31 protein-coding genes are annotated in these 25,049 nt (G+C 70.0%); 14 read left to right on the forward strand and 17 right to left on the reverse strand.

Translation table 11 applies throughout. The features are described 5' to 3' along the window. Window positions 1-52: 52 nt before the first annotated feature. Window positions 53-1,711 carry an ABC transporter substrate-binding protein gene (locus B9Y95_RS11845; protein WP_085512054.1) on the reverse strand — a complete coding sequence of 553 codons (1,659 nt, stop codon included), beginning with the start codon at window positions 1,709-1,711 and terminating at the stop codon, window positions 53-55. 132 nt (window positions 1,712-1,843) lie between these two features. On the opposite strand from B9Y95_RS11845, the gene B9Y95_RS11850 reads away from it, so the two are divergent. The 3 genes from B9Y95_RS11850 to B9Y95_RS11860 all read left to right on the forward strand — a co-directional run bounded on the left by B9Y95_RS11850 (window position 1,844) and on the right by B9Y95_RS11860 (window position 4,896). After that, window positions 1,844-2,491: a TetR/AcrR family transcriptional regulator gene (locus B9Y95_RS11850; RefSeq protein ID WP_079704852.1), complete on the forward strand. Its 648-nt coding sequence runs from the start codon at window positions 1,844-1,846 to the stop codon at window positions 2,489-2,491. Between the two features lie 111 nt (window positions 2,492-2,602). After that, a complete protein-coding gene (locus B9Y95_RS11855; protein WP_085512055.1) occupies window positions 2,603-3,034 on the forward strand; it encodes a hypothetical protein in 432 nt (143 codons plus the stop codon). Between the two features lie 593 nt (window positions 3,035-3,627). Continuing rightward, window positions 3,628-4,896 carry an HNH endonuclease signature motif containing protein gene (locus B9Y95_RS11860; RefSeq protein ID WP_085512056.1) on the forward strand — a complete coding sequence of 423 codons (1,269 nt, stop codon included), beginning with the start codon at window positions 3,628-3,630 and terminating at the stop codon, window positions 4,894-4,896. A gap of 459 nt (window positions 4,897-5,355) precedes the next feature. Here B9Y95_RS11860 and B9Y95_RS11865 read toward each other — a convergent pair whose 3' ends face one another. Both B9Y95_RS11865 and B9Y95_RS11870 read right to left on the reverse strand, forming a co-directional pair. Beyond that, the gene (locus B9Y95_RS11865) at window positions 5,356-5,961 is read right to left on the reverse strand and encodes a maleylpyruvate isomerase family mycothiol-dependent enzyme (RefSeq protein WP_085512057.1); all 606 of its coding nucleotides are present in this window, start codon (window positions 5,959-5,961) and stop codon (window positions 5,356-5,358) included. 19 nt (window positions 5,962-5,980) lie between these two features. Beyond that, a complete protein-coding gene (locus tag B9Y95_RS11870; protein WP_085512204.1) occupies window positions 5,981-6,553 on the reverse strand; it encodes a YdeI/OmpD-associated family protein in 573 nt (190 codons plus the stop codon). Between the two features lie 118 nt (window positions 6,554-6,671). On the opposite strand from B9Y95_RS11870, the gene B9Y95_RS11875 reads away from it, so the two are divergent. Continuing rightward, window positions 6,672-7,634: a proline dehydrogenase family protein gene (locus B9Y95_RS11875; RefSeq protein WP_200811396.1), complete on the forward strand. Its 963-nt coding sequence runs from the start codon at window positions 6,672-6,674 to the stop codon at window positions 7,632-7,634. On the opposite strand, the gene B9Y95_RS11880 is transcribed toward B9Y95_RS11875, so the two are convergent. From B9Y95_RS11880 to B9Y95_RS11905, 6 genes are read right to left on the reverse strand one after another with little or no spacing between them, the layout of a single operon-like run. Next, window positions 7,635-8,174 carry a flavin reductase family protein gene (locus tag B9Y95_RS11880; protein WP_085512058.1) on the reverse strand — a complete coding sequence of 180 codons (540 nt, stop codon included), beginning with the start codon at window positions 8,172-8,174 and terminating at the stop codon, window positions 7,635-7,637. A 59-nt stretch (window positions 8,175-8,233) separates the two neighbouring features. Then, a complete protein-coding gene (locus B9Y95_RS11885) occupies window positions 8,234-8,656 on the reverse strand; it encodes an HIT family protein (RefSeq protein ID WP_085512206.1) in 423 nt (140 codons plus the stop codon). 40 nt (window positions 8,657-8,696) lie between these two features. Beyond that, window positions 8,697-9,203 (reverse strand): DUF6328 family protein, encoded by a 507-nt coding sequence (locus tag B9Y95_RS11890; protein WP_085512059.1) that lies wholly within the window; start codon window positions 9,201-9,203, stop codon window positions 8,697-8,699. Window positions 9,204-9,215: 12 nt separating this feature from the next. Next, the gene (locus B9Y95_RS11895; protein ID WP_085512060.1) at window positions 9,216-9,797 is read right to left on the reverse strand and encodes an SRPBCC family protein; all 582 of its coding nucleotides are present in this window, start codon (window positions 9,795-9,797) and stop codon (window positions 9,216-9,218) included. A gap of 33 nt (window positions 9,798-9,830) precedes the next feature. Next, on the reverse strand, window positions 9,831-11,309 hold the full coding sequence (locus tag B9Y95_RS11900; RefSeq protein WP_085512061.1) for a phytoene desaturase family protein: 1,479 nt from the start codon (window positions 11,307-11,309) through the stop codon (window positions 9,831-9,833). 5 nt (window positions 11,310-11,314) lie between these two features. Beyond that, complete coding sequence (locus tag B9Y95_RS11905) at window positions 11,315-12,358, reverse strand: SDR family oxidoreductase (protein WP_234994088.1); 1,044 nt, start codon at window positions 12,356-12,358, stop codon at window positions 11,315-11,317. Window positions 12,359-12,521: 163 nt separating this feature from the next. Between B9Y95_RS11905 and B9Y95_RS11910 the strand changes: the two genes are divergently transcribed. Further along, a complete protein-coding gene (locus B9Y95_RS11910; RefSeq protein WP_085512062.1) occupies window positions 12,522-13,226 on the forward strand; it encodes a GAF and ANTAR domain-containing protein in 705 nt (234 codons plus the stop codon). Continuing rightward, window positions 13,223-13,963: a GAF and ANTAR domain-containing protein gene (locus B9Y95_RS11915; protein ID WP_085512063.1), complete on the forward strand. Its 741-nt coding sequence runs from the start codon at window positions 13,223-13,225 to the stop codon at window positions 13,961-13,963. Before B9Y95_RS11910 ends, B9Y95_RS11915 begins: the two co-directional genes overlap by 4 nt. A gap of 27 nt (window positions 13,964-13,990) precedes the next feature. Here the strand turns inward: B9Y95_RS11915 and B9Y95_RS11920 are convergent, their stop codons facing one another. Beyond that, entirely contained in the window at window positions 13,991-14,653 is a 663-nt protein-coding gene (locus tag B9Y95_RS11920) for a dihydrofolate reductase family protein (protein ID WP_085512064.1), read from the reverse strand. Between the two features lie 184 nt (window positions 14,654-14,837). Between B9Y95_RS11920 and B9Y95_RS11925 the strand changes: the two genes are divergently transcribed. Further along, window positions 14,838-15,038, forward strand: a complete 201-nt coding sequence (locus B9Y95_RS11925; RefSeq protein ID WP_159453394.1) for a DUF2795 domain-containing protein — start codon at window positions 14,838-14,840, stop codon at window positions 15,036-15,038. Window positions 15,039-15,198: 160 nt separating this feature from the next. Beyond that, the gene (locus B9Y95_RS11930) at window positions 15,199-15,504 is read left to right on the forward strand and encodes a DUF7882 family protein (RefSeq protein WP_085512066.1); all 306 of its coding nucleotides are present in this window, start codon (window positions 15,199-15,201) and stop codon (window positions 15,502-15,504) included. Between the two features lie 49 nt (window positions 15,505-15,553). Here B9Y95_RS11930 and B9Y95_RS11935 read toward each other — a convergent pair whose 3' ends face one another. Beyond that, window positions 15,554-15,895, reverse strand: a complete 342-nt coding sequence (locus B9Y95_RS11935) for a hypothetical protein (RefSeq protein WP_085512067.1) — start codon at window positions 15,893-15,895, stop codon at window positions 15,554-15,556. Between the two features lie 103 nt (window positions 15,896-15,998). On the opposite strand from B9Y95_RS11935, the gene B9Y95_RS11940 reads away from it, so the two are divergent. Then, entirely contained in the window at window positions 15,999-16,199 is a 201-nt protein-coding gene (locus tag B9Y95_RS11940; RefSeq protein WP_085512068.1) for a hypothetical protein, read from the forward strand. A gap of 66 nt (window positions 16,200-16,265) precedes the next feature. On the opposite strand, the gene B9Y95_RS20685 is transcribed toward B9Y95_RS11940, so the two are convergent. Together B9Y95_RS20685 and B9Y95_RS11945 are read right to left on the reverse strand one after the other, a co-directional pair. After that, window positions 16,266-16,415 (reverse strand): hypothetical protein, encoded by a 150-nt coding sequence (locus B9Y95_RS20685; RefSeq protein WP_159453395.1) that lies wholly within the window; start codon window positions 16,413-16,415, stop codon window positions 16,266-16,268. A gap of 60 nt (window positions 16,416-16,475) precedes the next feature. Continuing rightward, entirely contained in the window at window positions 16,476-16,757 is a 282-nt protein-coding gene (locus tag B9Y95_RS11945; RefSeq protein ID WP_085512069.1) for a DUF7882 family protein, read from the reverse strand. A gap of 257 nt (window positions 16,758-17,014) precedes the next feature. Here B9Y95_RS11945 and B9Y95_RS11950 point away from each other — a divergent pair, with 257 nt between their 5' ends. Further along, window positions 17,015-17,332 carry a DUF7882 family protein gene (locus B9Y95_RS11950; RefSeq protein WP_085512070.1) on the forward strand — a complete coding sequence of 106 codons (318 nt, stop codon included), beginning with the start codon at window positions 17,015-17,017 and terminating at the stop codon, window positions 17,330-17,332. 22 nt (window positions 17,333-17,354) lie between these two features. Here B9Y95_RS11950 and B9Y95_RS11955 read toward each other — a convergent pair whose 3' ends face one another. The 3 genes from B9Y95_RS11955 to B9Y95_RS11965 are packed head-to-tail and all read right to left on the reverse strand — an operon-like array spanning window position 17,355 to window position 19,539. Then, window positions 17,355-17,621, reverse strand: coding sequence for a DUF7218 family protein (locus B9Y95_RS11955; RefSeq protein ID WP_085512071.1), 267 nt, complete (start codon window positions 17,619-17,621; stop codon window positions 17,355-17,357). A gap of 29 nt (window positions 17,622-17,650) precedes the next feature. Continuing rightward, window positions 17,651-18,406, reverse strand: coding sequence for a ThuA domain-containing protein (locus tag B9Y95_RS11960; protein ID WP_200811397.1), 756 nt, complete (start codon window positions 18,404-18,406; stop codon window positions 17,651-17,653). Beyond that, entirely contained in the window at window positions 18,403-19,539 is a 1,137-nt protein-coding gene (locus tag B9Y95_RS11965) for a Gfo/Idh/MocA family protein (protein WP_085512072.1), read from the reverse strand. The genes B9Y95_RS11960 and B9Y95_RS11965 overlap by 4 nt, the downstream gene beginning before the upstream one ends. Window positions 19,540-19,656: 117 nt before the next feature. Here B9Y95_RS11965 and B9Y95_RS11970 point away from each other — a divergent pair, with 117 nt between their 5' ends. After that, window positions 19,657-20,853 (forward strand): ROK family transcriptional regulator, encoded by a 1,197-nt coding sequence (locus tag B9Y95_RS11970; RefSeq protein WP_159453396.1) that lies wholly within the window; start codon window positions 19,657-19,659, stop codon window positions 20,851-20,853. A gap of 239 nt (window positions 20,854-21,092) precedes the next feature. On the opposite strand, the gene B9Y95_RS11975 is transcribed toward B9Y95_RS11970, so the two are convergent. Continuing rightward, complete coding sequence (locus tag B9Y95_RS11975) at window positions 21,093-22,097, reverse strand: SDR family NAD(P)-dependent oxidoreductase (protein WP_085512074.1); 1,005 nt, start codon at window positions 22,095-22,097, stop codon at window positions 21,093-21,095. Between the two features lie 172 nt (window positions 22,098-22,269). On the opposite strand from B9Y95_RS11975, the gene B9Y95_RS11980 reads away from it, so the two are divergent. From B9Y95_RS11980 to B9Y95_RS11990, 3 genes are all read left to right on the forward strand, one after another. After that, the gene (locus B9Y95_RS11980) at window positions 22,270-22,827 is read left to right on the forward strand and encodes a TetR/AcrR family transcriptional regulator (RefSeq protein WP_079704796.1); all 558 of its coding nucleotides are present in this window, start codon (window positions 22,270-22,272) and stop codon (window positions 22,825-22,827) included. Window positions 22,828-22,952: 125 nt separating this feature from the next. Then, window positions 22,953-23,579 carry an MSMEG_1061 family FMN-dependent PPOX-type flavoprotein gene (locus B9Y95_RS11985; RefSeq protein WP_071261734.1) on the forward strand — a complete coding sequence of 209 codons (627 nt, stop codon included), beginning with the start codon at window positions 22,953-22,955 and terminating at the stop codon, window positions 23,577-23,579. A gap of 194 nt (window positions 23,580-23,773) precedes the next feature. Continuing rightward, entirely contained in the window at window positions 23,774-24,718 is a 945-nt protein-coding gene (locus tag B9Y95_RS11990) for a PDR/VanB family oxidoreductase (RefSeq protein WP_200811398.1), read from the forward strand. Window positions 24,719-25,049: the final 331 nt, after the last annotated feature.

Below are 25,049 nucleotides of genomic sequence, written 5' to 3' on the forward strand. Positions count from 1 at the left end.
AGGTGACGGGCGGGGCGGATGAGCGCCCCACCCGTCGGTGTGGTGCCCGTGCCTACTTCGCGGCCTTGAGCTGCGTGAGGATGTAGACCGCGGTCGGCTGCGTCGGGTCGGCGGGCGCGTAGGGGTCGTCCTCGCTCGGCCATCCGGTGTAGTTCCGCGTGTTGTACGAACCGATGAACGGGCGCGTGCCGATCGGCATGGCCGGGACGTCGGAGACGAACAGCTTCTGCACCGTCTCGAGGGCGGCTGCGCGCGTGGCGTCGTCCGTCGCGTTGGCGTAGGCGGCGAGCGCCGCGGTGGCCTCTGGGCTGTCGTACCGACCGAAGTTGAAGTCGGCCGCCTCACCCTCGGCGACGAGCCAGCGGCCGTCCATGATGTCGGAGTACAGGTCGTACGGCGTCGCGCCGGTGTCGGTCCAGTGCAGGATGGCCTGGAAGTCGCCGTCCGACTTCGCCGCCCACCAGGTGTCCTGGTCGGGGGTGTCGACCGTGGCAGTGACGCCCAGCGTCTTGACCGAGTCGGCGATGAGGCTGATGCCGGTCACGTAGTCGTTCCAGCCCTGCGGCACCGACAGCGTGAAGGTGACGGCCTCGCCGGACGGGTCGGTGAGGACGTCGTCCTCCCAGGTGTAGCCGGCGTCGGTCAGGACCTGCTTTGCGGCCTTCGCGTCGACGGTATAGTCCTCGCCCTCGAACGCGGAAGCGATGAACGCGTCGCCCGCCGGGGTCGGGAGCCCGGTCACCGAGCTGAGCTCCGGGACGCCGCCCTCACGGGCGATCTGCTGGTGCTGCTCGCGGTCGATGACGAGGTTCACCGCCTGGCGGAACGCGGGGTCGTTGAACGGCTTCGTCTGCGTGTTCACGAACATCGCGTCGACGGCGAGACCGGCGGCCGCCCAGTAGACGTTGTGCTCCTTGTCCTTGTCGAGGTACGCGGACTGCACGTTCGGGATGAAGGCCTGCGCCCAGTCGGCGTCGCCGTTCGCGAGGGCGGTGGTGAGGGCCGTGTTGTCGTTGTACGACACGTAGTAGAGCGTCGGCACGGCCGGCTGCTCACCCCAGTAGTCGTCGCGGGCGGAGAGCTCGACGCTCTCGGTGCTGAAGCTCGTGAGCGTGTACGGACCGGTGCCGACGGGCTCGGGGTTCTCGAAGGTGGCGGGGTCGTCGACGGACTCCCACACGTGCTTCGGGACGATCTGCTTGAGGAGCACCTTGTCCTGCTTCACGAACATGGGGTTCGTGAACGACAGGGTGACGGTGTCGCCCTCGGTCGCCACCGTGGTGAGGCCGAGGGCCGAGTTGTCGAGCTCCGGGTGGTCGATGAACTGCTGGAAGGTGAACGCGATGTCGTCAGCGCTGAACGCCTCGCCGTCGTTCCAGGTGACGCCGTCGCGAGCGGTCAGCGCGACGGAGGTGTAGTCGTCGGACCAGGCGATCTCGGAGGCGAGCCAGGGCTTCACCTCAGCGCTCGGGTCGACGAGGTTGACGATCGCGAGCGGCTCCAGGATCGCGTTGATGTAGCCGAGTTTCATGGCGGACGAGTCGCCGACGTAGGGGTTGTTGGATTCGGTGGCGATCGAGCCGTCCGGCTTCGCGATCGTCAGGGCGGCGCCGCTCTCGGGGCCGTCGCTCGACCCGCCGCCACCGGTGCATCCGGTGAGCAGCAGGGCTGTGGCCGCGAACGCGGCCAGCAGTGGGGTTCTCAGCTTCATCGCTTTCTCCTCTTGGGTGTGCGCTGCGGCAGTGCGGCGCAAGTCGGGATTCGGTGATAACTTACTGACCATTCAGTAAGTTGGCAAGCGCGGTAGTGTCGGGCGCATCGAGGCCCCCGCGGAACGGACACCATGAGCACGGTGAAACGACAGAACACGGCGAAACGACCAGCCCAGCCACGCCCGGCGACTGTGGCGAGGCGAGCAGAGGTCGTCCGCTCCGCGCTCGACGTCTTCGGCGCCAAGGGGTACGCGAACGGCACCCTCATCGACATCGCCGAGCTCGTCGACATGACGCCGGCGGGCATCCTGCACCACTTCGGATCGAAGGACCAGCTCCTCCTCGAGGTCCTCAGCTACCGCGACGCGACGGACGTGCAGGACCTCGACGACCAGCACATCCCCGGCGGTATCGACCTGTTCAAGCACCTGATCCGCACCGCAGCCGCGAACGCGCAGCGCGCCGGGATCGTGCAGGCGTTCGTCGTACTGTCGGCGGAGTCGGTGACGGAGGATCACCCGGCCAGGCACTACTTCGACGACCGCTACCGGACCCTCCGGCGTGAGATCGCGGAGGCGTTCGAGGTGGTGTGCGCCGAGCGGGGCGTGGATGCGCCCGAGACGATCCACCGTGCGGCGGCGTCCATCCTGGCGGTCATGGACGGTCTGCAGGTGCAGTGGCTCATCGACCCTGCGGACGTCGACCTCGCCGAGACCAGCGAGTACGCGATCCGGGTCATCGTCGAGTCGGTGCTCGGGCCGGGCGCGCTGGACGGCTGAGTCGCCCGGATCGGTCCGTTTTCGGGCTGTTTTCGAGCACTTCTGGGCGACTCAGTGGGCTGAGGTCTACCGTGAGAGGCGGACCACAGCCCCGAACGGAAGGACGCCGACATGGCCGAGAAGCAGTCGAGCACGAAGAGTGGATTCAGTGCCGAGGAACGCGCGGCGATGAAGGAGCGCGCCAAAGAGCTGAAGGCGGCAGCGAGTCGCGAGGAGGCCATGCAGGCCGTCGTCGACGCGATCGCCGACATGGAGGACGCCGACCGCGCGATCGCCGAGCCGTTGCACGAGCTGATCATGGGTGGCGACTCCGGCCTCGCGGCCAAGACCTGGTACGGCATGCCCGCCTACGTCGGCGCCGACGGCAAGGCGGTCGTGTTCTTCCAGGCGGCGGCGAAGTTCAAGGCGCGCTACGCGACCATCGGGTTCAACGACTCCGCGAAGCTCGACGACGGCGACCTGTGGCCGACCGCGTTCGGGGTCACCGCGTGGAACGACGCCGTCGCGAAGCGCGTCGCGGACCTGCTCGCCCGGGCCGTCTGACCCGTCCGGCCGCTCGTCGAGCGCCCTCCTCCGGTCCCCAAGCCCGCAGAAGAGCACATGGACACGCGAATCGCGCGCCCTTCCCCCGGTCCCCGAGCCCGTCGAAGGGCCCACGGAGACCCTCACGAATCCCGCGCGCTTCCAGCGGTCCCTGAGCTTGTCGAGGGGCACACGGACCCGCGAATCGGGCACCCTTCCCGCGGTCCCTGAGCCTGTCGAAGGACCCACGGAAGAACCCCACGAACCCGGCATACCTCCTCCGGTCCCTGAGCCTGTCGAAGGACCCACGGAAGAACCCCACGAACCCGGCATGCCTCCCCCGGCCCCTGAGCCTGTCGAAGGGCCCACGAAGACCCCAACGAACCCGGCACACCTCCCCCGGTCCCTGAGCCTGTCGAAGGGCCCACGGAAGAACCCCACGAACCCGGCACGCCTCCCCCGGTCCCTGAGCCTGTCGAAGGACCCACGGAAGAACCCCACGAACCCGGCATCCCTCCTCCGGCCCCTGAGCCTGTCGAAGGGCGCACGAGCAACGTCCACAATCGGCTCGACTCAGCATCTGGAATGTCAGTGGTCCATGGTGGACTGGTTCCATGACCGAGACCACCACCGCGACCCGCGCAGGCGACGAGTACGCCGCGCAGCTCGAGGAGTTCTCGGACCAGTGGGCCGAGCTCCACCGGCAACAGGCCGTCCTGGACGCGCGGAAGGCGCGCCTCCTGGCCCGCTCCGCCGCCTACGCGGATGCGTTCGCGGACGTCACGGTCCCGGCGATCTTCCCGCCGGCTGAACGTCAGGCGCTCTCACGCCGGTCAACGTGTGCGGCCCTCGCGATGGCGACCCGGATGCCGGAGCGGACGGTCCAGCTTGCGACCAACGACGCCGAACGTCTGGTGAGTGACGCACCGGCTGTGCTGGCGTCGCTCGAGGCCGGCCGGATCTCGGCGCGGCATGCGCAGGTGATCACCGACCAGCTCTGCGACGTCCCGGCTGCCGGGCGGGCGGTGTTCCTCGACAAGGTCCTCGTCGTCGCCGAGCGCACCACGGCCGCTGGGCTCCGCACGAGCGCCCGCGTCCTGCGCGAACGACTCCACCCCGAATCGATCACCGCACGCGCAACCCGCTCCGAGTCAGACCGCCGGGTCGAGTTCGAACCCGCAGCCGACGGCATGGCGTGGGTTCACCTGTTCACCACCGCACCGATCGCCCAGGGCATCATCGAGCGCGTCGAAGCGGCCGCGGCGGAGTCACGCGCCGCAGGCGACACCCGCACCTGCGCACAACTCCAGGCGGACGCCCTCGCGGCCCTCGCCCTCACCGGAGTAACCCCGGAAGACGTCATGTCGAGCCCGGTGCTCCCGCACCCGATCGAGGTCCAGGAGCACATCAAGCCGACCGTGCAGATCACCGTCCCCGCGCTCACCATGGCCGGCGTCTCCGACGCACCCGGCATGCTCGACGGCTACGGCCCCATCGACCCGGAGACCGCGGCACGCATCGCGGTGAACGCACCAAGCTTCACCCGCATCCTCGTCCAGCCGGAAACGGGTGCGGTGCTCTCCGTCGGGCGGAATCAGTACCGCGTCCCAGCCGACCTCCAACGGGCAGTGCGCCTCCGGGACGGCACCTGTCGGGCACCGGGCTGCGGCAGGCGCGCCAGAGCGTGTGACCTCGATCATTCGGTCGCGTGGGAGGACGGGGGCGCGACGGATGTCGGCAATCTCGCGTGCTTGTGTCGACATCACCACCGGATGAAGCACCTCCCCGGCTGGAACCTTCAACACGGACCCGGCGGCGTGCTCGACTGGACGACACCCAACGGCAAACATCACCGGACCGAACCGGACCCCGCACCGTTCTGACCAGGAACGACGAGGTGTTCTCGTGGGCACTTCGACAAGCTCAGTGACCGGAAGAAGTGTGCCCGAACCGTTTCGGTCCCAGAGCCTGTCGAAGGGTTCCTCGTGAGCACTTCGACAAGCTCAGTGACCGGGAGAAGTGTGCCCGAACCGTTTCGGCCCCAGAGCCTGTCGAAGGGTTCCTCGTGAGCACTTCGACAAGCTCAGTGACCGGGAGAAGTGTGCCCGAACCGTTTCGGTCCCTGAGCCTGTCGAAGGGCAGCCGAGCCGCACCACCTCGGTGACCGGAAGAGGTTCACCCGGATACACCCGGACCCAGAGCCTGTCGAAGGGTTCCTCGTGCGCACTTCGACAAGCTCAGTGACCGGAAGAAGTGTCCCCCCAACCGTTTCGGTCCCTGAGCCTGTCGAAGGGCAGCCAAGCCGCACCACCTCGGTGACCGGAAGCGGGCCTGCCCCGCACTCACCGCCCCGGCAGAGCCAGCCCGGTCGGTCGCCCTGACACCGCGAGCAAGAGGTCGAGCGCCGATCCCCGGACCTCGTCGCCCGCACCCCAGCTCGCCCCGGCGTCCTCGGCGACGAGCCGAACCCCCTGGGCGCGTTCCTTGCCACCGCCCATCGAGACGCCGGTCCGGAGCTGGTACTCCAACGCCACGTGGATCGCGGCTGTCGGGTAGGCCGCGCTGATGCCGAGCGGCCGGCGGACGTCCTCACCGTGCACGATGGCCTCGACGAGCCTGGTCGCGAGGTTCGCCGGCGGGGTGTGCGTCAGCTCGGTGGCGTCCGCCAGGGCGCGGAGCGTCTCCTGCGGGTCGTTCCTCCGCTCCCGCTCGACCCCGCGTGCGTTGTCGAGGTCGAAGTCGAACCGCGCGGCGATGAGTCGTCGGGCGAACCTCAGCCGCGTCGTCTTCGCCGAGTCGACGAGATGGGCCACGACGTCATGCACATCCCATCCGGTGCAGAGCGACGGCGTCCTCCACTGCTCGTCGCCCAGCATCGACAGGTCCGCGACGAGCCGCCGACGCTCCTCGTGGACGACCGGCCACACGGCCCTCGGTGACACTCTCATCCGCGCCGGTCCCCCATCATCAGCGGTAGTGCTGCTCGCCCCGAGCGGCCTTCTCGACCACGTCCGCGATGCGCGCGGCCCTGATCGCGGGCGTCTTGATGTTGCTGAGGCGGAAGAAGACACGGAAGCGGTCGGTGCGGCCGAGCGTCGCGAAGTACGCCGCCGCCTCGGGGTTCGCATCGAGCGCCGCCTGGAGATCGTCCGGTGCGACGGCGTCCTTCTGCCGATACGCCACGTCCCACCGCCCGTCGGCCTTGGCTCGTTCGATCTCCCCGAGCCCGCCGGGACGCATCCGCCCCTCCTCGATGAGGCGGGCGACGTGCTCCCGGTTGATCTGCGACCACGGGCTGTTCTTCCGCCGCGGGGTGAACGCCTGCAGCGTGTAGTCGTCGTCGAACCGTTTGCTCTGCCCGTCGATCCACCCGTGGCAGAGGGCGACGTCCAGCGCCTCCGACCAGGTGATCCCCGACGCCTTCGAGGTCTTCTTCCGCAGCTTCAACCGAACACCGGCGTCGCTCGGCGCACCGGCGAGATAGGCCTCCCACTCATCGAGCGTGAGGTCCAGGATCGGTTTCTCCTCGAAGCTCGCCACGTGAGCGAGCGTAGCGCGCACGGGCGACGCAGCCCAGACTCGGTGCAGCCCAGACCTCGGTGCAGCCCAGACCCCGGTGCCGTCCGGACCGCCACCCACGACTGGATAGGGTCGAAGCATGCTGATGAACGACGAGACGCTGTCGCGCGCCGCCGACACCCTGCGAGCCTGGGCCCTCGACGAGGACCTCAAAGCACGGGTCCTCGCTCACCCTGAAGCCGCCGCCGTCGCCAAGCGGGCCGCCCTGCGATACATCGCCGGCGAGGACGCGGCCTCCGCATTGCGGCTCCTCGAAGCGAACGCCGATCGTGGGCATCGCTGGAGCATCGAGCTCGTCGGCGAGTCCGTCCGTGACGCACGTGTCGCCGACGAACAGACCGCGGAGTTCATCGACCTCGCCCGCCGGATCAGCGAATCCGACCAGACCGCGACGATCTCGCTCGACCTCTCGCACATCGGTTCCGTCGTCTCCCCCGAGCTCGGCCTGCGCAACGGCCTGGCGCTCGCGCAGGCAGCACGGGACGCCGACACCTCGCTCATGATCTCCGCGGAGGGTTCCGACCGCACGGACCTCGTGTTGTCGATCTACGAGCAGATCGCCGGCCGGTTCCCGGAGACCGGCGTCACCCTGCAGGCGAGACTGCACCGCACCCCCGCGGACCTCGACCGCGTGCTGGATCGGCCCGGGCCGATCCGCGTCGTCAAGGGCGCCTTCCTCGAATCGACCGAGGTGGCCTACCCCCGCGACTCCGCGCCGATGACCGCGGCTTACATCAGCATGGTCACGCGACTCGTGGGGTCGGGTCGCCGGGTCAACGTCGCCACCCACGACGCCAACCTGGTCGCCGCACTCGAGGGCGCGCTCGGTGACGACCTCCGCCAGCCGCATGTGGAGTTCGAGATGCTGCAGGGACTCGGCACCGAACTGCTCGACGACCTCCGCCGCCGCGGGTTCGCGACGCGCGAGTACCTCGTCTACGGACCCGAGTGGTGGCTCTACGTCCTGAACCGGATCGCCGAGCACCCCGAGCGGGTCATCGAGGCGATCGCGGACATCGGCCCGATCGCGCTCCTCACCTGATCAGCCGAGCGGGTCGGACTCCAGGCGGTGGAAGTTGCGGTTCTGGTAGACGAGCGCCGGCGCGTCCGTGCCGGGCGGGACGACCTCCAGCACCTCGGCTATGACGAGCATCGAGCTGCCGGCCGGGACCGTTTGCACGATCCGGCAGCGCAGCGCCGCACGGGCGCTCGGCAGATAGGGCTCGCCGGTCGCGAGTCGCTCCCAGTGCTGTTCCGGGGTGAAGCGCGGCTCCCCCGTCTTGGCGAACGCCTTCGCGACCTCCAGGTGATGATCCGCCAGGAGGTGGACGACGACCGTCCCCGCACTGAGCAGTCCGCCCGCGGACCCCGTGGCCCGCGTGACCGAGAAGGACAGCATCGGAGGGTCGACGGCCACCGAAGCGACCGATGACGCCGTCAGCCCGACGTCTCCCCGATCGGTCGAGGCACTGATCAGCGCGACGCCCGCCGGGTGGTCACGGAACGCCGTCTTGAACCCGTCGACGGTCGCGGCGCGGGCGAGGGCATCGGGATCAGCGGACGGCGTGGTGGGAATGGTCATGCTTCAACCGTAGAACCTCAATCGGTCTTGAGGTCAACTCAAGGAGCAGCGATCTCCGGCTACTCGAACATCTCCGCGAGGAGCGCATGCGGGTCGCCGTCGACCCGGTGCTTCGAGCGGCCCTCGGGCCAGAACGTGACCCCGTCGTCATCCCAGCACGGGACGACGTGGAGATGGAGGTGGGGGACGCTCTGCCCGGCATCGGCACCGGACGCACTCAGCACGACGACGCCGGTCGCACCGAGCGCCGCCCGCATCGCGCGTCCCACCCGCTGAGCGAGGGCGGTCGTCGCTTGCAGGGCACGCGGGTCGGCATCCAGCAGGCCGACGCTGTGCGCCCGCGGCACCACGAGGGTGTGGCCGGGGGCGAGTTCCGACTCGGGCAACGGCCGGAAGGCGACCGCCTCGTCCTCGCGCTCCACCCAGATGACGTCGTCGGGCTCGTCACGCAGGATGCGGCAGAAGGTACACGTTTCGGGCATCGTCCCATTCTCGGGGCTCACCGCGGGCACGTCGATCACCTCAGGACACGCGGTCGCGCGCACCCCGGATCAGGCGCGGGCCGACGATCCACACCAACCCGATGACGACGCCCACGGCACCACCCGCCCACAGCCCGACCGCAGGCGATGCGACGAAGTCGAAGACGAACAGGACGATCCCCGCGAACAGCAGCGACGCCGCCCCGAGACACACCATGAGGATCCTGCTGGACAGCCGCACCAGCTGTGGTTTCTCCAGCCGTCCGAAGACGAGCCGGTGCATGATGACCGGCGCGAGCGCCAGGAGCGTCACCGTCACGGCCAGGACCACGAGGACGAGGTACAGCACGTGGTCGAATCCACTGAGCTCGGTGAACCGGGGCTGGAACGGCAGCGTCAGCAGGAAGCCCGCGAGGATCTGCGTGCCCGTCTGGAGGACGCGGAACTCCTGCAGCAGCTCCGACCAGTTGCGGTCGGATCGCTCGTTCAGCGTCTCGTCGCGACCGTCCCCGGGTAGGGCGTCGGCCGGCTCACTCGCGGCAGGCATGACCGGACACCGTCAGCGGGAGAGCTTGCGCGCGACCGCTACCACCGGCACGGCGACGACGAGGACCGACGCCACCCGCGCGAACAACGACCGCTTCGGGAACTCGGCGTTCTTCCGGTCTTCTACCGTCGGCTCGGCCGCCTCCACGAGGTGGGTCCCACCGGCACCGCCCTCAGCGAGGTGGGCGAGTCGGCGCAGCGTCTCGATGTTGCGGAGGTGCAGCCCGATGTCGAGGAGCCAGACCGGGATCAGCGCACCAGGGCCCGTCACGGCGTGCTCATGCAGGTGGACGATGCACCCGCGCTCGTGCGGCTCGACCTCGACCGCGACGCGGGCCTCACCGAGCGGCCACCCCTTCGGCTGGATGACGAACCGGTGCGGAGCATCCCACTGGAGCACGGTCGTCTCGTCGTTCAGCACCGCCGGCCAGACACCGAAGGAGTGGTGCAGCTTCCCGCCCACGTGCGGCCACTGGTCACCGACGTCGCGCATGCGGGACGCGCCGACCACCCACGCCGGGAAGAGCCAACCGTCGGCGAGGACGGCGAAGACACGGTCGGGCGGGCAGTCGAGGACCCTGGAGGTGTGGGACACGGTGGTGTTCCTTTCGCTGGAGCAGGGACGAGGTCAGGAGGTCGGACGCGGGCGGTCGGGCGCGAGCGACGGCATGCGGTCGCGGCCGAAGACCGAGCGGAGGGCGCTGCGGGCGGCGTGCCAGCCGGCGAGACCGTGGACGCCCGGGCCGGGCGGGGTCGACGAGGAGCAGAGAAAGATCCCCGGTGTCGGTGTCCGCCACGGGTCGTTCGAGAGCACGGGACGCGCGACGAGCTGCGCGAAGCTCGCAGCGCCGGCCGCGATGTCGCCGAGCACGTAGTTCGGGTTGTACCTCGCCATGTCGCGGGCGGTCATCGACGCCGACGTCAGGATCACGTCGCGGAACCCGGGGGCGAAGCGCTCGATCTGCCGGGTGATCGCCTCGGTCTGGTCGAGACCGGACCCGCTCGGCACGTGCGTGTACGCCCAGAGGACCTGGGCGTCACCGGGAGCCCGTCCCGGGTCGCCGACGTCGGGCTGCGAGACGAGGACGTAGGGCGACTCGCTGTGCCGACCGCGGGCGACGTCGCGCTCGGCGGCGGCGATCTCCGGGCGGGTCCCGCCGAGGTGGAGCGTCCCGGCTCGGGCGAGTTCCGGGTTCGTCCACGGAACGGGTCCCGAGAGCGCGAAGTCGACCTTGGCGACACCGTCGCCGTACCGGAACCGGGAGAGTCGACGGAGATACGCGTCGGGCAGTCGGCTGCCCGCGATCTCGGCGAGCGCTTTCGGCGTCGTGTCGAACAGGACGGCGCGGGCGGACGGCAGTTCGTCGATGGAGCGCACCTCGGTTCCGGTGACGATCTCACCGCCGTGGGCCAGCAGGTCGGCTGCGAGCGCGTCGACGATCGCTTGGCTTCCGCCGACGGGGATGGGCCAACCGCGGGCGTGCGCATACGCGCCGAGCGACAGGGCGGCGGCCGAGGTGGACAGGCTCGGCATCGGCCGGATGGAGTGGGCGGCGACACCGCTGAGCATCGCCGGAGCGGTCTCCTCGCGGAACCGGAGGTTCCAGGCCGGGCTGCCCTGCTCGAGCGCGCGGAGGCCGAAGCGCGCGACCGTGACCGGGTGGCGCGGCACCTGCAGGAGCTTGCCACCGGTGAACTGCGAGACGCGGTCGGCATCGGCGGCGAGCGGGCCCATGAGCGAGCGCCAGGCGTCGCCGTCGCGTCCGAGGGCGTCGGCGGTGCGGTCGATGTCGCGGTAGGCGATCCCGGCCCGTCCACCGTCGAGCGGGTGGGCGTAGGAGATCTCCGGCACGACGAGGTCGATGCGGCGCTCGAGGCCGAAGGATCGGAAGAACCCGGAGGCGAGCGCCATCGGGTGGACCGCGGAGCAGATGTCGTGGTGGAAGCCGGGCAGCGTCAGCTCGGCGGTCCTGGCACCACCACCGATCGTGTCGCCCCGCTCGACCACCTGCACGTGCAGGCCGGCCCTGGCGAGGGTCACCGCGGCAGCGAGCCCGTTGGGGCCCGCGCCGACGACCACCGCGTCGAACTGCTCGCGCCGCGCCATCGTGCTCAGCGCCGCTTCGCCGCGCCGGCCACCAGGGCGACACCCGCTGCGAGGGTGCCGGCGGCGGTCGCGTACACGGCCCGCCGGTGGCGGATCGCCCAGGTCTGCGGGCTCCACGAGTGGGCCTTGTCGCTGAACACGCCACGGGCGCCGTGGTCACCGGGGGCCGGCGTGTAGACGTTGTCGGGCATCCGCGGGTCGTGCTTGTCCGGCGCGAGCTGCCCGGAGTATCCGGTCCTGGCGAGGAACCAGTCGAGGAATCCGCCGGCGAAGCGGTCGCCGAGGATCGTGCCGACGGTGGACTCCCCCACCCAGGTGCGTCGCCTCGGTCGGTCTGCGACGTCGGCGATGGCGGTCGCACCGACCTCGGGCTGGTAGATCGGCGGCACCGGCTGGGGGTGCTCGGGCAACTGCGACTTGACCCAGCTGAACTGGATGGTGTTGAGCGCCGGCATGTCCACGGTCGAGAGCTTGACGTTGCTGCCGTCGTGGAGCAGTTCGGCCGTCACCGACTCCGTGAAGCCTCGGGCACCGAACTTCGACCCGCAGTACGCGGCCTGCAGCGGGATGCCGCGGTGGGCGAGGGCGGAACCGACCTGGATCACGTGCCCACGATCGCGCGGCGTCATTCGCGAGAGGGCGGCTCTGGTGCCGTTGACGAAGCCGAAGAAGTTGACGGCGACCGCGCGCTCGAAGTCCGCCGGTTCGGTCGTGAGGAAGTCCCCGAAGACGCCGACCATGGCGCAGTTCACCCACAGCTCGATCGGTCCGAGTTCCGCCTCGACCCGGTCCGCCGCCTGCTCGACGGCCTCCCGGTCGGCGACGTCCGTCGGGACGCCCAACGCGCGACGCCCGGCCTGTTCGACCTCGGCCACGGTCGCCTCGAGTCCGTCCTCGCCACGCGCCAGCACCGCGACGTCCCAGCCGCGCTTCGCGAGTTCACGGACGGTCGCACGACCGAGCCCCGCGGTTCCGCCGGTGACGACGGCGATCCCGCGGCTCATCGTGCCGACCGATCGGTTGCTGCGGACCGGTTGGCGGAGGGGCACGGTGGGGTTGTCGTCGTCAGAGGCATGACGCCACGTTAGGCGAATCCATCCCGCCGAGGCGGCCCCTTGCTTTCCCAGGCAGGACGGATCGTCACCCGGCGATCGCGGCCGGATGGCCGTACGATGAGCGGAGATCATCCCCGAGCCCGGAAGGAATGCGGACATGAGCGACACTTTCGCCATCGTGTACAGCGCACTCGACCGGGTCGACGAGGACGACCAGCTGGTGGAGCCGATCCTCCGGCTCATGCCCCTCAGCGGCGTCTCGATCGCGACACTCGGCGACACCCTGAGCCCCGAGACGATCGCCGCGAGCGACGAGCAGATCGCGTTGATCGACGAACTCCAGTTCGACCTCTCCGAGGGCCCCTGCTGGGACGCCGTCGGCAGCGGCCGCCCGGTGCTCGAGGAGGCCGTCAAGCGGAACGGCTACGACTCCTGGCCGTCGTTCACCGAGGCGATCCGCGACCACGCGGTCGGCTCCATCTTCGCCTTCCCGCTCCGCGTCGGGCCGCTCCAGGTGGGCGCGGTCGAGCTGTACGACACCGAGGAGCGCACGCTGGACGCGCAGGCGGTCGGCGACATGATGTCCCTCACCCGCCCGCTCAGCCGGTACGTGCTCCGACGCACCCTCGAACTCGCGAGCCTCCCCGACACGACGCAGCTGAAGCCCCACGCCCGACGCCGGATCCATCAGGCGACCGGGTTCGTGATCGCGCAACTCGGCCTCACCCCCGACGACGCCCACCTGCTGATCCAGGCTCAGGCCTTCGCCCAGAACCGCTCGATGTCGGACGTCGCCGAGGACATCCTCGAACGTCGCACCGGGTACGTGCTGCACGACGACACGATCGAAGACGAGCGATGAGCGCGCGCGGCGACGACGGGACCGGCTCCGAGCTCCGTCACTCGACCGCCCTGCTCGACGTGTTCGCGACGCTCGCCGACACCCTGGTGGACGACTACGACGTCGTCGACCTGCTCCAGGCCCTGGTCGACGCCACCGTCGACCTCCTGGACGTCCAGGCCTCGGGCATCCTCCTGGCGGACCCGCACGGCGACCTCGAACTGATCGCGTCGACCAGCGAGTCCGGGAAGCTCGTCGAACTCATCCAGCTGAGCGCGGACGAAGGCCCCTGCATCGACAGCTTCCGTGATGCGACGCCGGTGTCGATCCCCGAGATCGCCGCGGTCGCAGCCGACTGGCCGAGATTCGCCGAGGTCGCGGCGACCGCGGGATTTCGGTCGGCTCATGCCTTCCCGCTGCGACTCCGCCGGACGACCATCGGCACCCTCAACCTGTTCCGCACGACTCCGGAAGCCCTCGACCGGTTCGAGTCCCAGGCCGCGCAGGCGATGGCCGACGTCGCGACCATCGGCATCCTGCACGAGCGGACCCTCCGCGAGAGCGACGCGACCCGCGAGCAGCTGGAGTCCGCGCTGCAGTCCAGGGTCGTCATCGAGCAGGCGAAGGGCGTCGTCGCCTACACCGCCGCGATCTCGGTCGAAGAGGCCTTCGAGCGCATCAGGAAGCACGCTCGCGGTGGACGTCGTGCCCTGGCCGACGTCGCTCGCGACATCGTGGAGCGACGCCTCGAGCTCTGAGGCCCGGTCACCGGGCTCGATCGACCTTCAGCGCGGCTTCCGCGCGAACACATAGTGCACGACGCCGCTCGGTGATGCGGTCACCTCGACCGTGAACCGATCCTCCAGGCCTTCGAGCCCGTCCCAGAGCCGCACACCACGACCGAGCAGGATCGGGACGACGACCACGTGGAGATGGTCGACCAGGTCGGCCTCGAGGAACTGGCGGACCGTCGTCGGCCCTCCGCCGAGACGGACGTCGAGTCCGTCGGCGAGCGACGTCGCGAACGACAACGCGTCGACGGCGGACAGGTCGCGGAAGAGGAACGTCGTCTCACCGACCACCAGGTCCGGGCGTTCGTGGTGGGTCAGCACGACGACCGGCGTGTGGAACGGCGGTTCCTCGCCCCACCATCCCCGCCAACTCTCGTCCTCCCAGGGTCCGAGCTGCGGACCGAACTTGCGCCGGCCCATGATCTCGACACCGATGCGGTCACCGGTTGCCGCGGCGAACGCGTCGTCGACCCCACGCGTTCCGGCGCCGACCGCCTCGTCCTCGTGCCCGCTCATGGACACGAAGGTGCGGGTGGGGAAGAACCACTGCATGAGCCGGTGCTGGGCGTGGCCGAAGGGGGTCTCGAAGGACTGGCCCTCGCCCGTGGCGAACCCGTCGAGCGAGACGGCGAGATTGTGGACCCGGAGCTTCGTCATGGGCACACGCTAGTCCGGACGTCCGGGCCCCGTCGAGTAGCAGCTCGACGACGGAAAGGCAAGAGCGCGCCGAACGGCCGAACGGGAACGACACTCGAAGGAGGGCACGGCGGTCTGACGACCGGTCGACGCAGCCGGCCCGCCTGACATCGGGGGCCACGACGCTCCCAGAGAGGAGATGCTCGTGTTCACCGAGCTCGACGAATTCCTACGCGGCATGGAGTACCGCTGCCGCCCCAGCGACCTGACGCGTGAGGCCCGCCGCGACCTGCTCCCGGCCCACCTGGTCGAGGCGCTCCGCTCACTCCCCGAGCGCAGCTACACCAGCCGCTGGGACGTCCTGCACCGCACCTCGATCGCCGAGGCGCTGCCGATCAGCGTCTGAGCGATCGCGCACCACCGCTGAGCGGCACCGGCATCGCGCCGGTGCCGCTTCGGCGTGTCAGGTCCGGCGACTCGCGCCGGTTCGCAACCCCCTCGTGGAACGTGGTGCTTCCACAAGACCGGGCCTACGGTGGAAACCGGAGAGTGGAGCAGGAGAACCCATGGGCAAGATGATCTACGACGCAGATGTGTCGGTGACGTTCGACGACCGCGTCCTCGCCCACCTGCAGCAGGTCATCGGTGCGAAGTTGCGCCGCGGCGAAGCGTTCTACTTCGGATGGAAGGACGACCCGCGGTCAGGCGACGGCCGGACGACGATCTGGCTGCACCCGGCGATGTCCCTCCGGTTCAAGTACGCGGGCAGCGTCCCGGTCGAACTCAACCGCGCCTGGCTGGATGCGCTCGCGATCAGCGCCGATTCGAATCAGGGGCTCGTCCTCGTGCCGGAGCCGGGTCCGCGCAGCTGAACCTCGCGGTCTCGCGAACCTCGCGGCGTGACCGCGACCCGGGCTGCACTCACATCGAGCGTTCGTCGAACTCCAGATCGTCGACGTCGGTGAGTTCGGTCGCCCACTCCGGCCGCGCCGGCTGGAGCGCGGCGGTGCGCCGTTCGAGCTCGGCGATGATCTCCTCGTCGAAGGGTTCCTTCGACGCGTTCTCCACGGGGGTCGAGAACAGCTGGCTCGCTGGTCCGACGAGGAGGTGGGCGTACCCGAGGCTGCCGCCGTCGGAGATGGTCGGCACCACCGCGATGTCGGACTCGCCGGTCTGGGCGAGAGCCCGCGCGTACCGGAGCAGCGCCTTGCAGGTCTGGTCGGCCATCAGCAGGTACCCGCCGGCGTAGTGCAACTTCCTCATACGACCATTGTGGGAACCGAAGCCGTCAGCTCGTCAGACCTTGCATCCGCAACCCGGAGGGTATACCGGGAGGCACCGCGTGCCCGTGCGCTATCGTCTGGGCATGACCGACAGCGACCAGACTCCCAACACGCACGACGAGAACCGGCACGACCAGCTGACGACCGCCCCGAACGCGACCGAAGCCGACGCGGCTCCCCGCATCGACGTCACCGACCAGGGCGACGGCGTCACCCGCATCGACATCCGCGACGACGCGGCGGTGCGCCCGGGCGCAGACCCCGAGGACACCGAGCAGGGCTGAGCCCGCCCGCTGCACGACGAAGCGCCGCCGACCCGAGGGTCGGCGGCGCTTCCGCGTGAGGTGGACTCAGCGGGCGTCGGTGTCCGGCTGCTCGAGCACGTCCGGCTCGTCCGCCGTGTCCTCATCCGTCGACTCGTCCGGGATCTCGGTGGGCGGCGTGCCGACCACCATGTCCGGGTCGGTACCCAATGCGTCTGCTCCGGTGAAGTCGCTCATGTCGCTCCTGCTTCCTGTGGTGGTGGTCTCGGTGTGGTGCTGGTGTCGGTCTGCTGCTGGTCAGGCGACGACGACGTGCAATCCGCCGGTGATCTCGATCTCCTCGAGCATCTCGGCGGCCATGCGTTCGTCGATCGGCGGCTCGAACTCCGCGTCGAACGCGAAGACGATCGGCTGCTCGGGCGACACGGTGATCGGCTCGGACGACTGGAAGCGTCCACGATGCAGCTGCAGCCGGAACGACCGCTCGCCGAGCATCCGCGTGAGGATCACGCGTTCCAGGTGGGCGAGCGTCTGATCGTCGACCTGTGATCGGAGCGCACCGAGGCGGAGGAATCCCATGGTCAGCTCCCTTCTCAGGCATGCCACGCTAGCGCGGGAGGGTCGGCCGGTCGGGGCCATTGCGCGCGAGGCCCGAGCAGCGGACAATGCGCGTGCGCGTCGGCGATCGGTCACCGCATTGTGGATAACCGGGCGCGCACCAAGAATGTCTCGTATCCTGAGAGAGCGCTTCACCGGCCCGGACCCCGTCGGGATGCGCACAGCAGTCGGCCGTTCGTGTCGTCGGCCATCGCAGGGGTCGGAAGTCGAGGGATCCCATGGGACAACTGGTCTACGGCACCGGCGATGCACGCGTTCGGCTCGACGATCGAACGCTCGCCCATGTCAAGACGATCGCGCTCATGAAGCTGCGACGGAACGAGTCGTTCGCGCTCACGATCCGACAGGACTCCACCAGCGACGGACGCACGACGCTCTGGCTGCACCCGGCGATCGCTCTGCAGTTCTCCTTCGACTCCGACGAGGTCGGCGAGATGGACCGCGCCCTGCTCGAGGGCTTCATGCACGAGGCGAACACCGGCGAGGTCGTCGTGCACGCGACGACCGGCGACGACGCTGCCGCCCAGGCGAAGTAGCCCGGGCTGCAGCGCCGCCTGCTCAGCTGTCGCGGAGCATCGCGATGAGTTCGCTCTTCCGCTTGCCGGAGTAGCCGGTCAGGCCGATCTCCTTCGCGCGCTCGCGGAGCTGCGCGACCGTCCAGTCCTCATAGGACCCGGCCTCGCCGCCCTTCTCACCGATCGTCGAGCGTCCCTGCTTCGCGGCGGCGTTCGAGATCCGAGCGGCCTTGCCCTTCGATGCGCCGTCGTCGCGGAGCTTCTCGTAGAGCTCGGGGTCCTTCAGCGACGGGTTCTGTTCGTCAGGCATGTCGTCCCTCCAGATGATCTGCGGGCAGACTACCCCTGCGCGTTCAAGAACCAGTCCCGTGGGTGCTGGTCCGCGGTCGGCGGCGTGCGCTCGATCGTCGGGCGCGCCCACTCGGCCGCGTTCGCCAGCACTCGGCGGATGTCGGGGTGATGGTAGACCGGGTACTCCTGGTCACCGGGCGAGAAGTAGAACACGCGCCCGCGACCGCGGTGGTAGGCGACGCCGGACCGGAAGACCTCGCCGCCCGCGAAGGTGGAGAGGAACACCTCCTCGTCGGGACGCGGGATGTCGAACTGCTCCCCGTACATCTCCTGGCGGTCGATGACGATCGGGTGCGGGACACCCTGCGCGATCGGGTGGTCCGGGAGCACCGTCCAGACGAGCTCTCGCTCGCCGTCGTTCCGCCACTTGAGGGCGCAGCTCGTGCCCATCAGCCGCTGGAAGACCCGCGAGTAGTGGCCGGAGTGCAGCACGACGATGCCCATGCCGGCGTGGACGTGCCGGACGACCCGCTCGACGACCTCGTCGGAGACCTGGTCGTGGGCGATGTGCCCCCACCAGAAGAGGACGTCGGTGTTCGCGAGGACCTCCTCGGTGAGACCGTGCTCGGGATCCTGGAGGGTCGCGGTCGAGACGGACACGGCGTCGCCGAGCGACTCCTCGAGGCCCGCCGCGATCACGGCGTGGATGCCGTCGGGGTAGTGGCCGAGCACCACGGCGTCACCGCGGGACTCGTGGACGAACTCGTTCCAGACGCGGATGCGGATCGGTGTCGTGGTGCTCATGCGGGGACCTCCAGTTCGTGCCCGGCGGCGGCCGAGGCGTAGGCGGCGTCGATGACGCGGCTGCGGTGCAGTGCATACTCGCCGTGGTGACCGGCGAACCGGAGCTCACCGCCGGCGGTCTCGCCCGCGCGGATGGTGTCGAGGAACTCCGCGATGACCGACTGGTGGTGGCCGGCCGGGACCTGCACGGCGGGTCGCTCGATCGTCGGCGCACCGGCGACGTCGCGGTAGATCGTGACCGTGCCCTCGGTGTTGTAGTTGTCGACGTGGAGGCGGACGCCGCCCTCCGAGCCGAGGAGCTCGACCGAGATGTCCTCGTGCGCCTTCGAGTAGGACGCCCACGACGCCTCGAGGTGCAGGCTGCCGCCGTCTTCGAACCGCAGGAGGGCGGACGCGAAGTCCTCGACGTCGAAGGCGTGCGTGGACCGGCTCGAGACCGGACCACCGCCGGAGGAGCCACCGCGACCGGCGCGGCCGAGCTCGTTGTACGCAACGGCCGAGACGTGCGTCACGCGCGGCTCGCCGAGGAGCGACAGTGCGATGTCGAGCACGTGGGAGCCGAGGTCGATGAGCGGCCCGCCACCGGCCGCGGCCTTGTTCGTGAACCAGGAGTCGATGCCGGGCACGCCCTGACGACGGAGCCAGGAGGCGCGCGAGTGGTAGACGCGACCGATCGGCTCCTCGGCGAGGTAGCGCGCGAGGTAGGCGACGTCGGCACGACGGCGGTGGTTGTACGCGACCTCGAGGACGCGGTCGGCGGCGGTCGCAGCCTCCACCATCTCTGCGGCGAGGTCGGCGGTCGTGGCGAGCGGCTTCTCGCAGAAGACGTGCTTGCCGCTGCGGAGCGCGGCCACGGCGATCGGGTGGTGCAGGGCGTTCGGCACACCGATCGAGACGATGTCGAGGTCGTCGCGGGCGACGAGGTCCTCCCAGTCGGCGTAGGTCTCGGGGACCCCGCGGCTCTCGGCCAGCTCGGCGAGGCGCGCCGGTTCCTGGCCGGACAGGGCGACGACGGTGGCACCGGGGAGTGCGGTGAAGGCGTCCAGGTGCGTGGTCCCGGCGAAGCCGAGGCCGATGACGCCGACCCGGAGGTCCGAAGCGTCTGATGATGTCGGGGCGGTACTGGTGCTCATGCTCGGACGGTTCCTTTCGGGGTGCGGAGCCGAGCACTGTCGTGACCGGCGGTGGTCGACCTTCGCCACTAAATATAGCGGCCATATCTAGTAATGCAACACTGCTACAGTCACCCCATGGCGGAACCGGGGATCGAGACGGGCAGGGCGAGCGTCGAACTCGTCGCCGCCTACGCCTTCGACCACGGCGCGTTCACGGCGAGCGACGTCATGGACGGCACCGGCCTGACCCGCGCCACCGTACTGAACGCCTGCGACGCCCTCGCCGACCGCGGCTGGATCCGGGAGCTCGACGACGCCCGGGCCGCCGGTGACTACCGGCGGGGACGACCCGCCAGGCGCTACGAACTCGCCGCGGACACCGCGTTCGTGGTCGGACTCGACGTGGGGCAGCATCGGGTCGCGGCAATCGTCGCGACGCTCCGTGGTGAGGTCGTCGGCCGGGCCGAACGCGCCATCGTGGGCGGGGACGAAGACCCGGACCTCCGCCTCGCGACCGCACGGACCGTCGTCGAGGAGGCGACCGTGCAGGCCGGCGCGACGCCGGGGCAAGTGCTCGTGACAGCCGTCGGCGTCCCGGCACCGGTGGACGCGCACGGCCGCTCCCCGCGCGGCGATCACGACTACTGGGCCCGGATGAACCCCGACTTCGCGAGCCGCCTCGGCCCCTGGGGCGACGTCGTGCTCGAGAACGACGCCAACCTCGCAGCCACGGCCGAGCGCGCCCTCGGAGAAGTGGCGCGCGAGTCCATCGCCGTCCTCCTGGCCGAGGCGAGCTTCGGCGCGGGACTCATCGTGGACGGCGTGCTGCTGCACGGCGGGGCCGGCGGTGCGGGCGAACTCCGGGTGCTCGGGATGGTCGAGGGCGTCGGTTCGCCGGAGGGCCTCGACGGTGCGGCACGGTCGTGGCTGGAGGAGGATCAGCGATCCGGCGCGGTGCCGGCGGCCTCCCCGCTCGCCCGGATGCCGATCGGCACGCTCGACGTCGGCCGCGTCATCGACGCCGCAGCCTCGGGCGACGCCTACGCCGGCAGACTCGTCGAACGTCTCGGGGAGCGCCTCGGGCGGGTGTGCGTCCTGCTCGGCAGCCTGCTCGACGTGGACGAGGTCGTCGTCGCCGGCGGCGTGGCCCGCGTCGCCTCCCCCGTCATCGCCGCGGCGCAGACCTGGCTCGACGAAGGCACCTACGCGCCGACGCCGATCGTGCGGGCCTCGCGACTCGGCGCTGACGTCGTCGCCCTTGGTGCGATCACCCGGGCCGTCGCGACGATCCGCTCCCAGCCGTGGCGCTTCGCCGCTGCGATCGCGCGCTGAGCGGCCCGGACACAGCGCAGGGCCCCACCTTCCGCCAAGATCGGTGGGGCCCTGTGAGCGGCGTCACCGCAGTGCGAACAGTCGTTCCGGCCGTACTCGTTCAGACCGTTCGCAGGGGACGGGCGGCGCAGAGCGGCCCGTGTGCTTCAAGATTCGCAGCAGAAACGCCTTCATCCCGCCCCGAACGGTCGTTAAGAATCGTCCTTCTTACCGATTGCTGAAGTTCCGCGGGACGACGGCTACTGCACCGACCATCCGCCGTCGGACGGCAGGATGACGCCGTTGACGTTGACGCCGTCGTCGCTCAGCAGGAAGGTGATGGACGCGGCGAGCTGCTCCGCGGTCGCGATCGTCGGGATCGCCGCCTGGAACGGTCCGAGCCGCGCCGAACCCGCCTCGGAGACGTTCGGCGGGAAGGGGATGCCCGTCGCGACGCCGCCAGGAGCGACCGCGTTGACCCGGACACCGTGCGGGCCGTACATGAAGGCGGCGCTCTTGGTCATGCCGACGACCGCGTGCTTCGAGGTCGTGTAGGCGTTCCCCGAGGCGTTGCCACGAAGCCCGGCCTCGGACGCGATGTTGACGACCGAGCCGGATCCGGCCGCGACCATCGACGGCAGGACGGCGCGGGTCAGCTTGAAGGCGCCGGTGACGTTCACGCCCATCACCCGCTCCCAGGTCGCGTCGGAGGTCTCGTGGAGCGGGGAGAAGTCGTCGTTGATGCCGGCGACGTTGGCGAGCGCGTCGATCCGCTCCCCTGCCGCGGCGACGATCGCGTCGATGTCGTCCTGCTTGGTGATGTCGCCGGCGACCGTGACGAGGTCGGTGTCCGGCAGGCTCGAGGCGAGGTCGGCGAGCTTGTCCTCGAAGAGGTCGACGGCGACGACCCGGCCGCCCTCGCGTGCGACGCGGGAGGCCGTGGCACGGCCGATGCCGGAAGCGGCGCCGGTGACGATCACGGTCTTGCCGGCGAACCGACCGACGGTGATGCGCTCCTGCCACCCCTGGGGCGCGTCACCGACGGGCGCGACGCCGTCGTTCGCGGCGAGGACGAGCTCGTCGATGAGCGACTGGGGCAGCTTGCCCTGGCTCAAGGCGACGAGCTGCTGGAGCGGGAGGCCCGAGATCGGCGCGAGCTGCGACTCCTCGGTGCCCAGCTGGGTGAGGAGGCCGCGGATGAGCGGTCCGCCGGTGGGGTCGGCGAGCCACGCGGCGATCGGGGTGTTGGCGGTGAGGGCGCTCATGGGGTTCCTTCGGTCTCGGGAGGGCGATGTGCGGCGGGATCGCATGGGCCTCGATCCATACCGGACATCATTGTCCGGTACACGTTACGCCGTCCAGGTCATGGCCACCAGCCCTCACGGCGGGCTCCCAGCCGGGTGCTCAGGACCGGCCGCGCGGCGTTACGCTACCGGGATGTCGTCCACGCCCCCGAAGCCGAACCGAGGCCCGAGCGCGGGACCCGAGAACCGCCGGGCGCTCGTCGCCGCAGCGCGTCAGGTCTTCGCCGCGGACGGCTTCAGCGCTCCCCTCAGCGCGGTCGCGAAGCGGGCAGGCGTCGGACAAGGAAGCCTGTACCGGCACTTCCCCGACCGGCTCTCCCTCGCGCTCGCAGTGCTCGACGAGAACGTCGGCGAACTGGAGGAGCACGCCGGGCTGCCCGATGCGACCCTCGACACCCTGCTCGACGTCGTGATCGACCAGGCCCTCGTCACCTCGCCCTTCGTCGAGGCGATCCTCGGCGAGGGCGACGACCCCCGCGTGATCGCGCTCGGCACCCGCCTCGACCGCCTCGCGCACGCCCTGCATGCCAAGGAACTGGCTGCGCACCGCATCGCCGACCACGTCGAGCCCGACGACATCCTCATGGCGATCTCGATGGTGGGAGCGACCCTCACCCGCATCCCCGATTCCCATCGAGCCGACACCGCGGCGCGCGCGAAGGCGATGTTCCGCCGCTCGTTCGGCCGATGAACCGGGGCGGGACGATCGACGCGGCTGGGTCGGTGGCACAGGACCCACGCGAACCGTGTGCCGACAGCCCATTGAGGCGTCTGCGGGACGACCGTAGGGTCGGAGGGACAGAGAAGGGGTCCGCCATGCAGGCCAGCGCGTTCGCGTCGATCGACGTCGACACCATCCGTCGGTCGCTCGGCGAACCGGATCCCGCGGCGACGGCCAAGATCATGGACGAGCTCGACGAGAACTGCCTCGCCTTCCTCGCCCACTCGCCGTTCTGCACCATCGCGACGTCCGACGCCGACGGCCGGTGCGACAACTCCCCGCGCGGGGACTACCCGGGGTTCGTCCGGGCGCTCGACACCCGCACACTCGTGATCCCGGAGCGCCTCGGCAACCGCCTGGCCGACTCCCTGCAGAACATCGTCCAGAACGGCCACATCGGCATGCTGTGCTTCGTCCCCGGCATGAGCGAGACCCTCCGGATCAACGGCACGGCCACCGTCACCGACGACCCGGCACTGATGGCCATGCTCGAGCAGGACCACGTGACGCCGCAGCTCGCGATCGTCGTGCGCACCGAGGAGGTCTACCTGCACTGCGGGCGGGCACTCCTCCGCGGCGGGCTGTGGGACGCCGAGATGCAGGAGCTCGCGGCCGAGGTGCCGAGCGCGGGTCGGATCTGGGCGAGCATGTCGGGCCTCAGCACCGAGGTCGGCGACGCCATCGACGAGGCGGTCGCCGTCGGGAACCAGAGCCTGTACTGATGGCTGGAAGCAACGAGCCTGCACTGATGGCTGAAAGCAGGAGGGGCTACTGATGCGCAACCGCGCAGGCATGACCGGTCCTGATCTCCAGATCGGCGATGCTACCGATATGAGGGATTCCTGATGCGCAACCGCGCGGGCATGACCGGTCCTGATCTCCAGATCGGCGATGCCATCGACACGAGGGATTCCTGATGCGCAACCGCGCGGGCATGACCCCGCTCATCGTCCAGGAGATCGTCCGCGAGACGCCGACGATCGTCAGCGTCGTGCTCGCCGATCCGGAGGGTCACCGGCTCCCGCCGTGGGACCCAGGAGCGCACATCGACCTGCAGCTCATCACCCGCCACGAACGGCAGTACTCGCTCTGCGGTGATCCGGCGGACGAATACCGGTACCGGATCGCCGTCCTGCGGGAGGAGCACTCGCGGGGCGCCTCGCACTACATCCACAACTTCCTCAAGGTCGGTCGGAAGGTGTTCATCCGGCCGCCGCGGAACCTGTTCCCGCTCTCGGACGCGAAGCGGCACCTGCTCCTCGCGGCCGGCATCGGGATCACGCCGCTGCTCTCGATGGCCCGACGGTTGGCCGCGGGCGACGCCGACTGGACCCTCGTCTACGCGGTGCGCACGCGGGAGGACATCGCGTTCGCGCCGGAGCTCGAAGCCCTGGGCGACCACGTGCGGATCCATGTCAGCGCGGAGAGCGGTCGACTCGACCTGGCCGGCCTCCTCGCTGCACTCGAGCCGGGCACCGACGTGTCGGCCTGCGGGCCGCGCGGGTTCACGGACACCCTCACGAACCTGGCCGAGACACTGCCCGAGGACTGCCGGTTGCACCTCGAGCGGTTCGAGCCCAAGCCCCGCTCCTACCTGCCGAACACGGCGTTCACCGTCGAGTGCGCGAGGTCGGAGCGGACCGTCGAGGTTCCCGCCGGGCAGACGATGCTGCAGGCGATGCAGGCCGCGCGGGTCGGTGTCGCCGGGTCGTGCATGCGCGGGGTCTGCGGCTCCTGTGCCGTGCAGGTGGTTGACGGGACGCCGGAGCATCGCGACTCCCTGACGACCGATGACGCGTCGATGATCATGTACCCGTGCGTATCGCGGTCGCTGACGCCGACCCTCGTGATCGACGCGTAGGCGGAGCGGCGCGACCCCGGTCCCTGAGCCTGTCGAAGGGCGACGTACCCCGTGGACACTTCGACAAGCTCAGTGACCGGAGGAAATACGCCGGACCACGAGGCCCCAGCCCCAAACCGGAACACCCACCCCGGCCCCTGAGCACCCACCCCGGTCCCTAAGCACCCAACCCGGTCCCTGAGCCTGTCGAAGGGCGACGTACCCCGTGGACACTTCGACAAGCTCAGTGACCGGAGGAAGGAACAGCGACCACAAGAGCGGATCCGGTCCCAGAGCCGGACAACCTCTCCCGGCCCCTGAGCCTGTCGAAGGGCGACGTGCCCCGTGGGCA

This window comes from Plantibacter flavus, assembly GCF_900177615.1.
GTDB lineage: Bacteria > Actinomycetota > Actinomycetes > Actinomycetales > Microbacteriaceae > Plantibacter > Plantibacter flavus.

Bases quoted from the DNA above. Each gene is read 5' to 3' on its own strand.
- B9Y95_RS11880 (WP_085512058.1), bottom strand. From the start codon at position 8,174: ATGACCATTCCCACCACGCCGTCCGCTGATCCCGATGCCCTCGCCCGC.
- B9Y95_RS11930 (WP_085512066.1), top strand. From the start codon at position 15,199: ATGGGCAAGATGATCTACGACGCAGATGTGTCGGTGACGTTCGACGAC.
- B9Y95_RS11890 (WP_085512059.1), bottom strand. From the start codon at position 9,203: ATGCCTGCCGCGAGTGAGCCGGCCGACGCCCTACCCGGGGACGGTCGC.
- B9Y95_RS11915 (WP_085512063.1), top strand. From the start codon at position 13,223: ATGAGCGCGCGCGGCGACGACGGGACCGGCTCCGAGCTCCGTCACTCG.
- B9Y95_RS11970 (WP_159453396.1), top strand. From the start codon at position 19,657: ATGGCGGAACCGGGGATCGAGACGGGCAGGGCGAGCGTCGAACTCGTC.
- B9Y95_RS11990 (WP_200811398.1), top strand. From the start codon at position 23,774: ATGCGCAACCGCGCGGGCATGACCCCGCTCATCGTCCAGGAGATCGTC.
- B9Y95_RS11845 (WP_085512054.1), bottom strand. From the start codon at position 1,711: ATGAAGCTGAGAACCCCACTGCTGGCCGCGTTCGCGGCCACAGCCCTG.
- B9Y95_RS11950 (WP_085512070.1), top strand. From the start codon at position 17,015: ATGGGACAACTGGTCTACGGCACCGGCGATGCACGCGTTCGGCTCGAC.
- B9Y95_RS11875 (WP_200811396.1), top strand. From the start codon at position 6,672: ATGCTGATGAACGACGAGACGCTGTCGCGCGCCGCCGACACCCTGCGA.
- B9Y95_RS11900 (WP_085512061.1), bottom strand. From the start codon at position 11,309: ATGGCGCGGCGCGAGCAGTTCGACGCGGTGGTCGTCGGCGCGGGCCCC.
- B9Y95_RS11885 (WP_085512206.1), bottom strand. From the start codon at position 8,656: ATGCCCGAAACGTGTACCTTCTGCCGCATCCTGCGTGACGAGCCCGAC.
- B9Y95_RS11935 (WP_085512067.1), bottom strand. From the start codon at position 15,895: ATGAGGAAGTTGCACTACGCCGGCGGGTACCTGCTGATGGCCGACCAG.
- B9Y95_RS11920 (WP_085512064.1), bottom strand. From the start codon at position 14,653: ATGACGAAGCTCCGGGTCCACAATCTCGCCGTCTCGCTCGACGGGTTC.
- B9Y95_RS11955 (WP_085512071.1), bottom strand. From the start codon at position 17,621: ATGCCTGACGAACAGAACCCGTCGCTGAAGGACCCCGAGCTCTACGAG.
- B9Y95_RS11975 (WP_085512074.1), bottom strand. From the start codon at position 22,097: ATGAGCGCCCTCACCGCCAACACCCCGATCGCCGCGTGGCTCGCCGAC.
- B9Y95_RS11860 (WP_085512056.1), top strand. From the start codon at position 3,628: ATGACCGAGACCACCACCGCGACCCGCGCAGGCGACGAGTACGCCGCG.
- B9Y95_RS11960 (WP_200811397.1), bottom strand. From the start codon at position 18,406: ATGAGCACCACGACACCGATCCGCATCCGCGTCTGGAACGAGTTCGTC.
- B9Y95_RS11985 (WP_071261734.1), top strand. From the start codon at position 22,953: ATGCAGGCCAGCGCGTTCGCGTCGATCGACGTCGACACCATCCGTCGG.
- B9Y95_RS11965 (WP_085512072.1), bottom strand. From the start codon at position 19,539: ATGAGCACCAGTACCGCCCCGACATCATCAGACGCTTCGGACCTCCGG.
- B9Y95_RS11940 (WP_085512068.1), top strand. From the start codon at position 15,999: ATGACCGACAGCGACCAGACTCCCAACACGCACGACGAGAACCGGCAC.
- B9Y95_RS11910 (WP_085512062.1), top strand. From the start codon at position 12,522: ATGAGCGACACTTTCGCCATCGTGTACAGCGCACTCGACCGGGTCGAC.
- B9Y95_RS20685 (WP_159453395.1), bottom strand. From the start codon at position 16,415: ATGAGCGACTTCACCGGAGCAGACGCATTGGGTACCGACCCGGACATG.
- B9Y95_RS11855 (WP_085512055.1), top strand. From the start codon at position 2,603: ATGGCCGAGAAGCAGTCGAGCACGAAGAGTGGATTCAGTGCCGAGGAA.
- B9Y95_RS11865 (WP_085512057.1), bottom strand. From the start codon at position 5,961: ATGAGAGTGTCACCGAGGGCCGTGTGGCCGGTCGTCCACGAGGAGCGT.
- B9Y95_RS11980 (WP_079704796.1), top strand. From the start codon at position 22,270: ATGTCGTCCACGCCCCCGAAGCCGAACCGAGGCCCGAGCGCGGGACCC.
- B9Y95_RS11945 (WP_085512069.1), bottom strand. From the start codon at position 16,757: ATGGGATTCCTCCGCCTCGGTGCGCTCCGATCACAGGTCGACGATCAG.
- B9Y95_RS11850 (WP_079704852.1), top strand. From the start codon at position 1,844: ATGAGCACGGTGAAACGACAGAACACGGCGAAACGACCAGCCCAGCCA.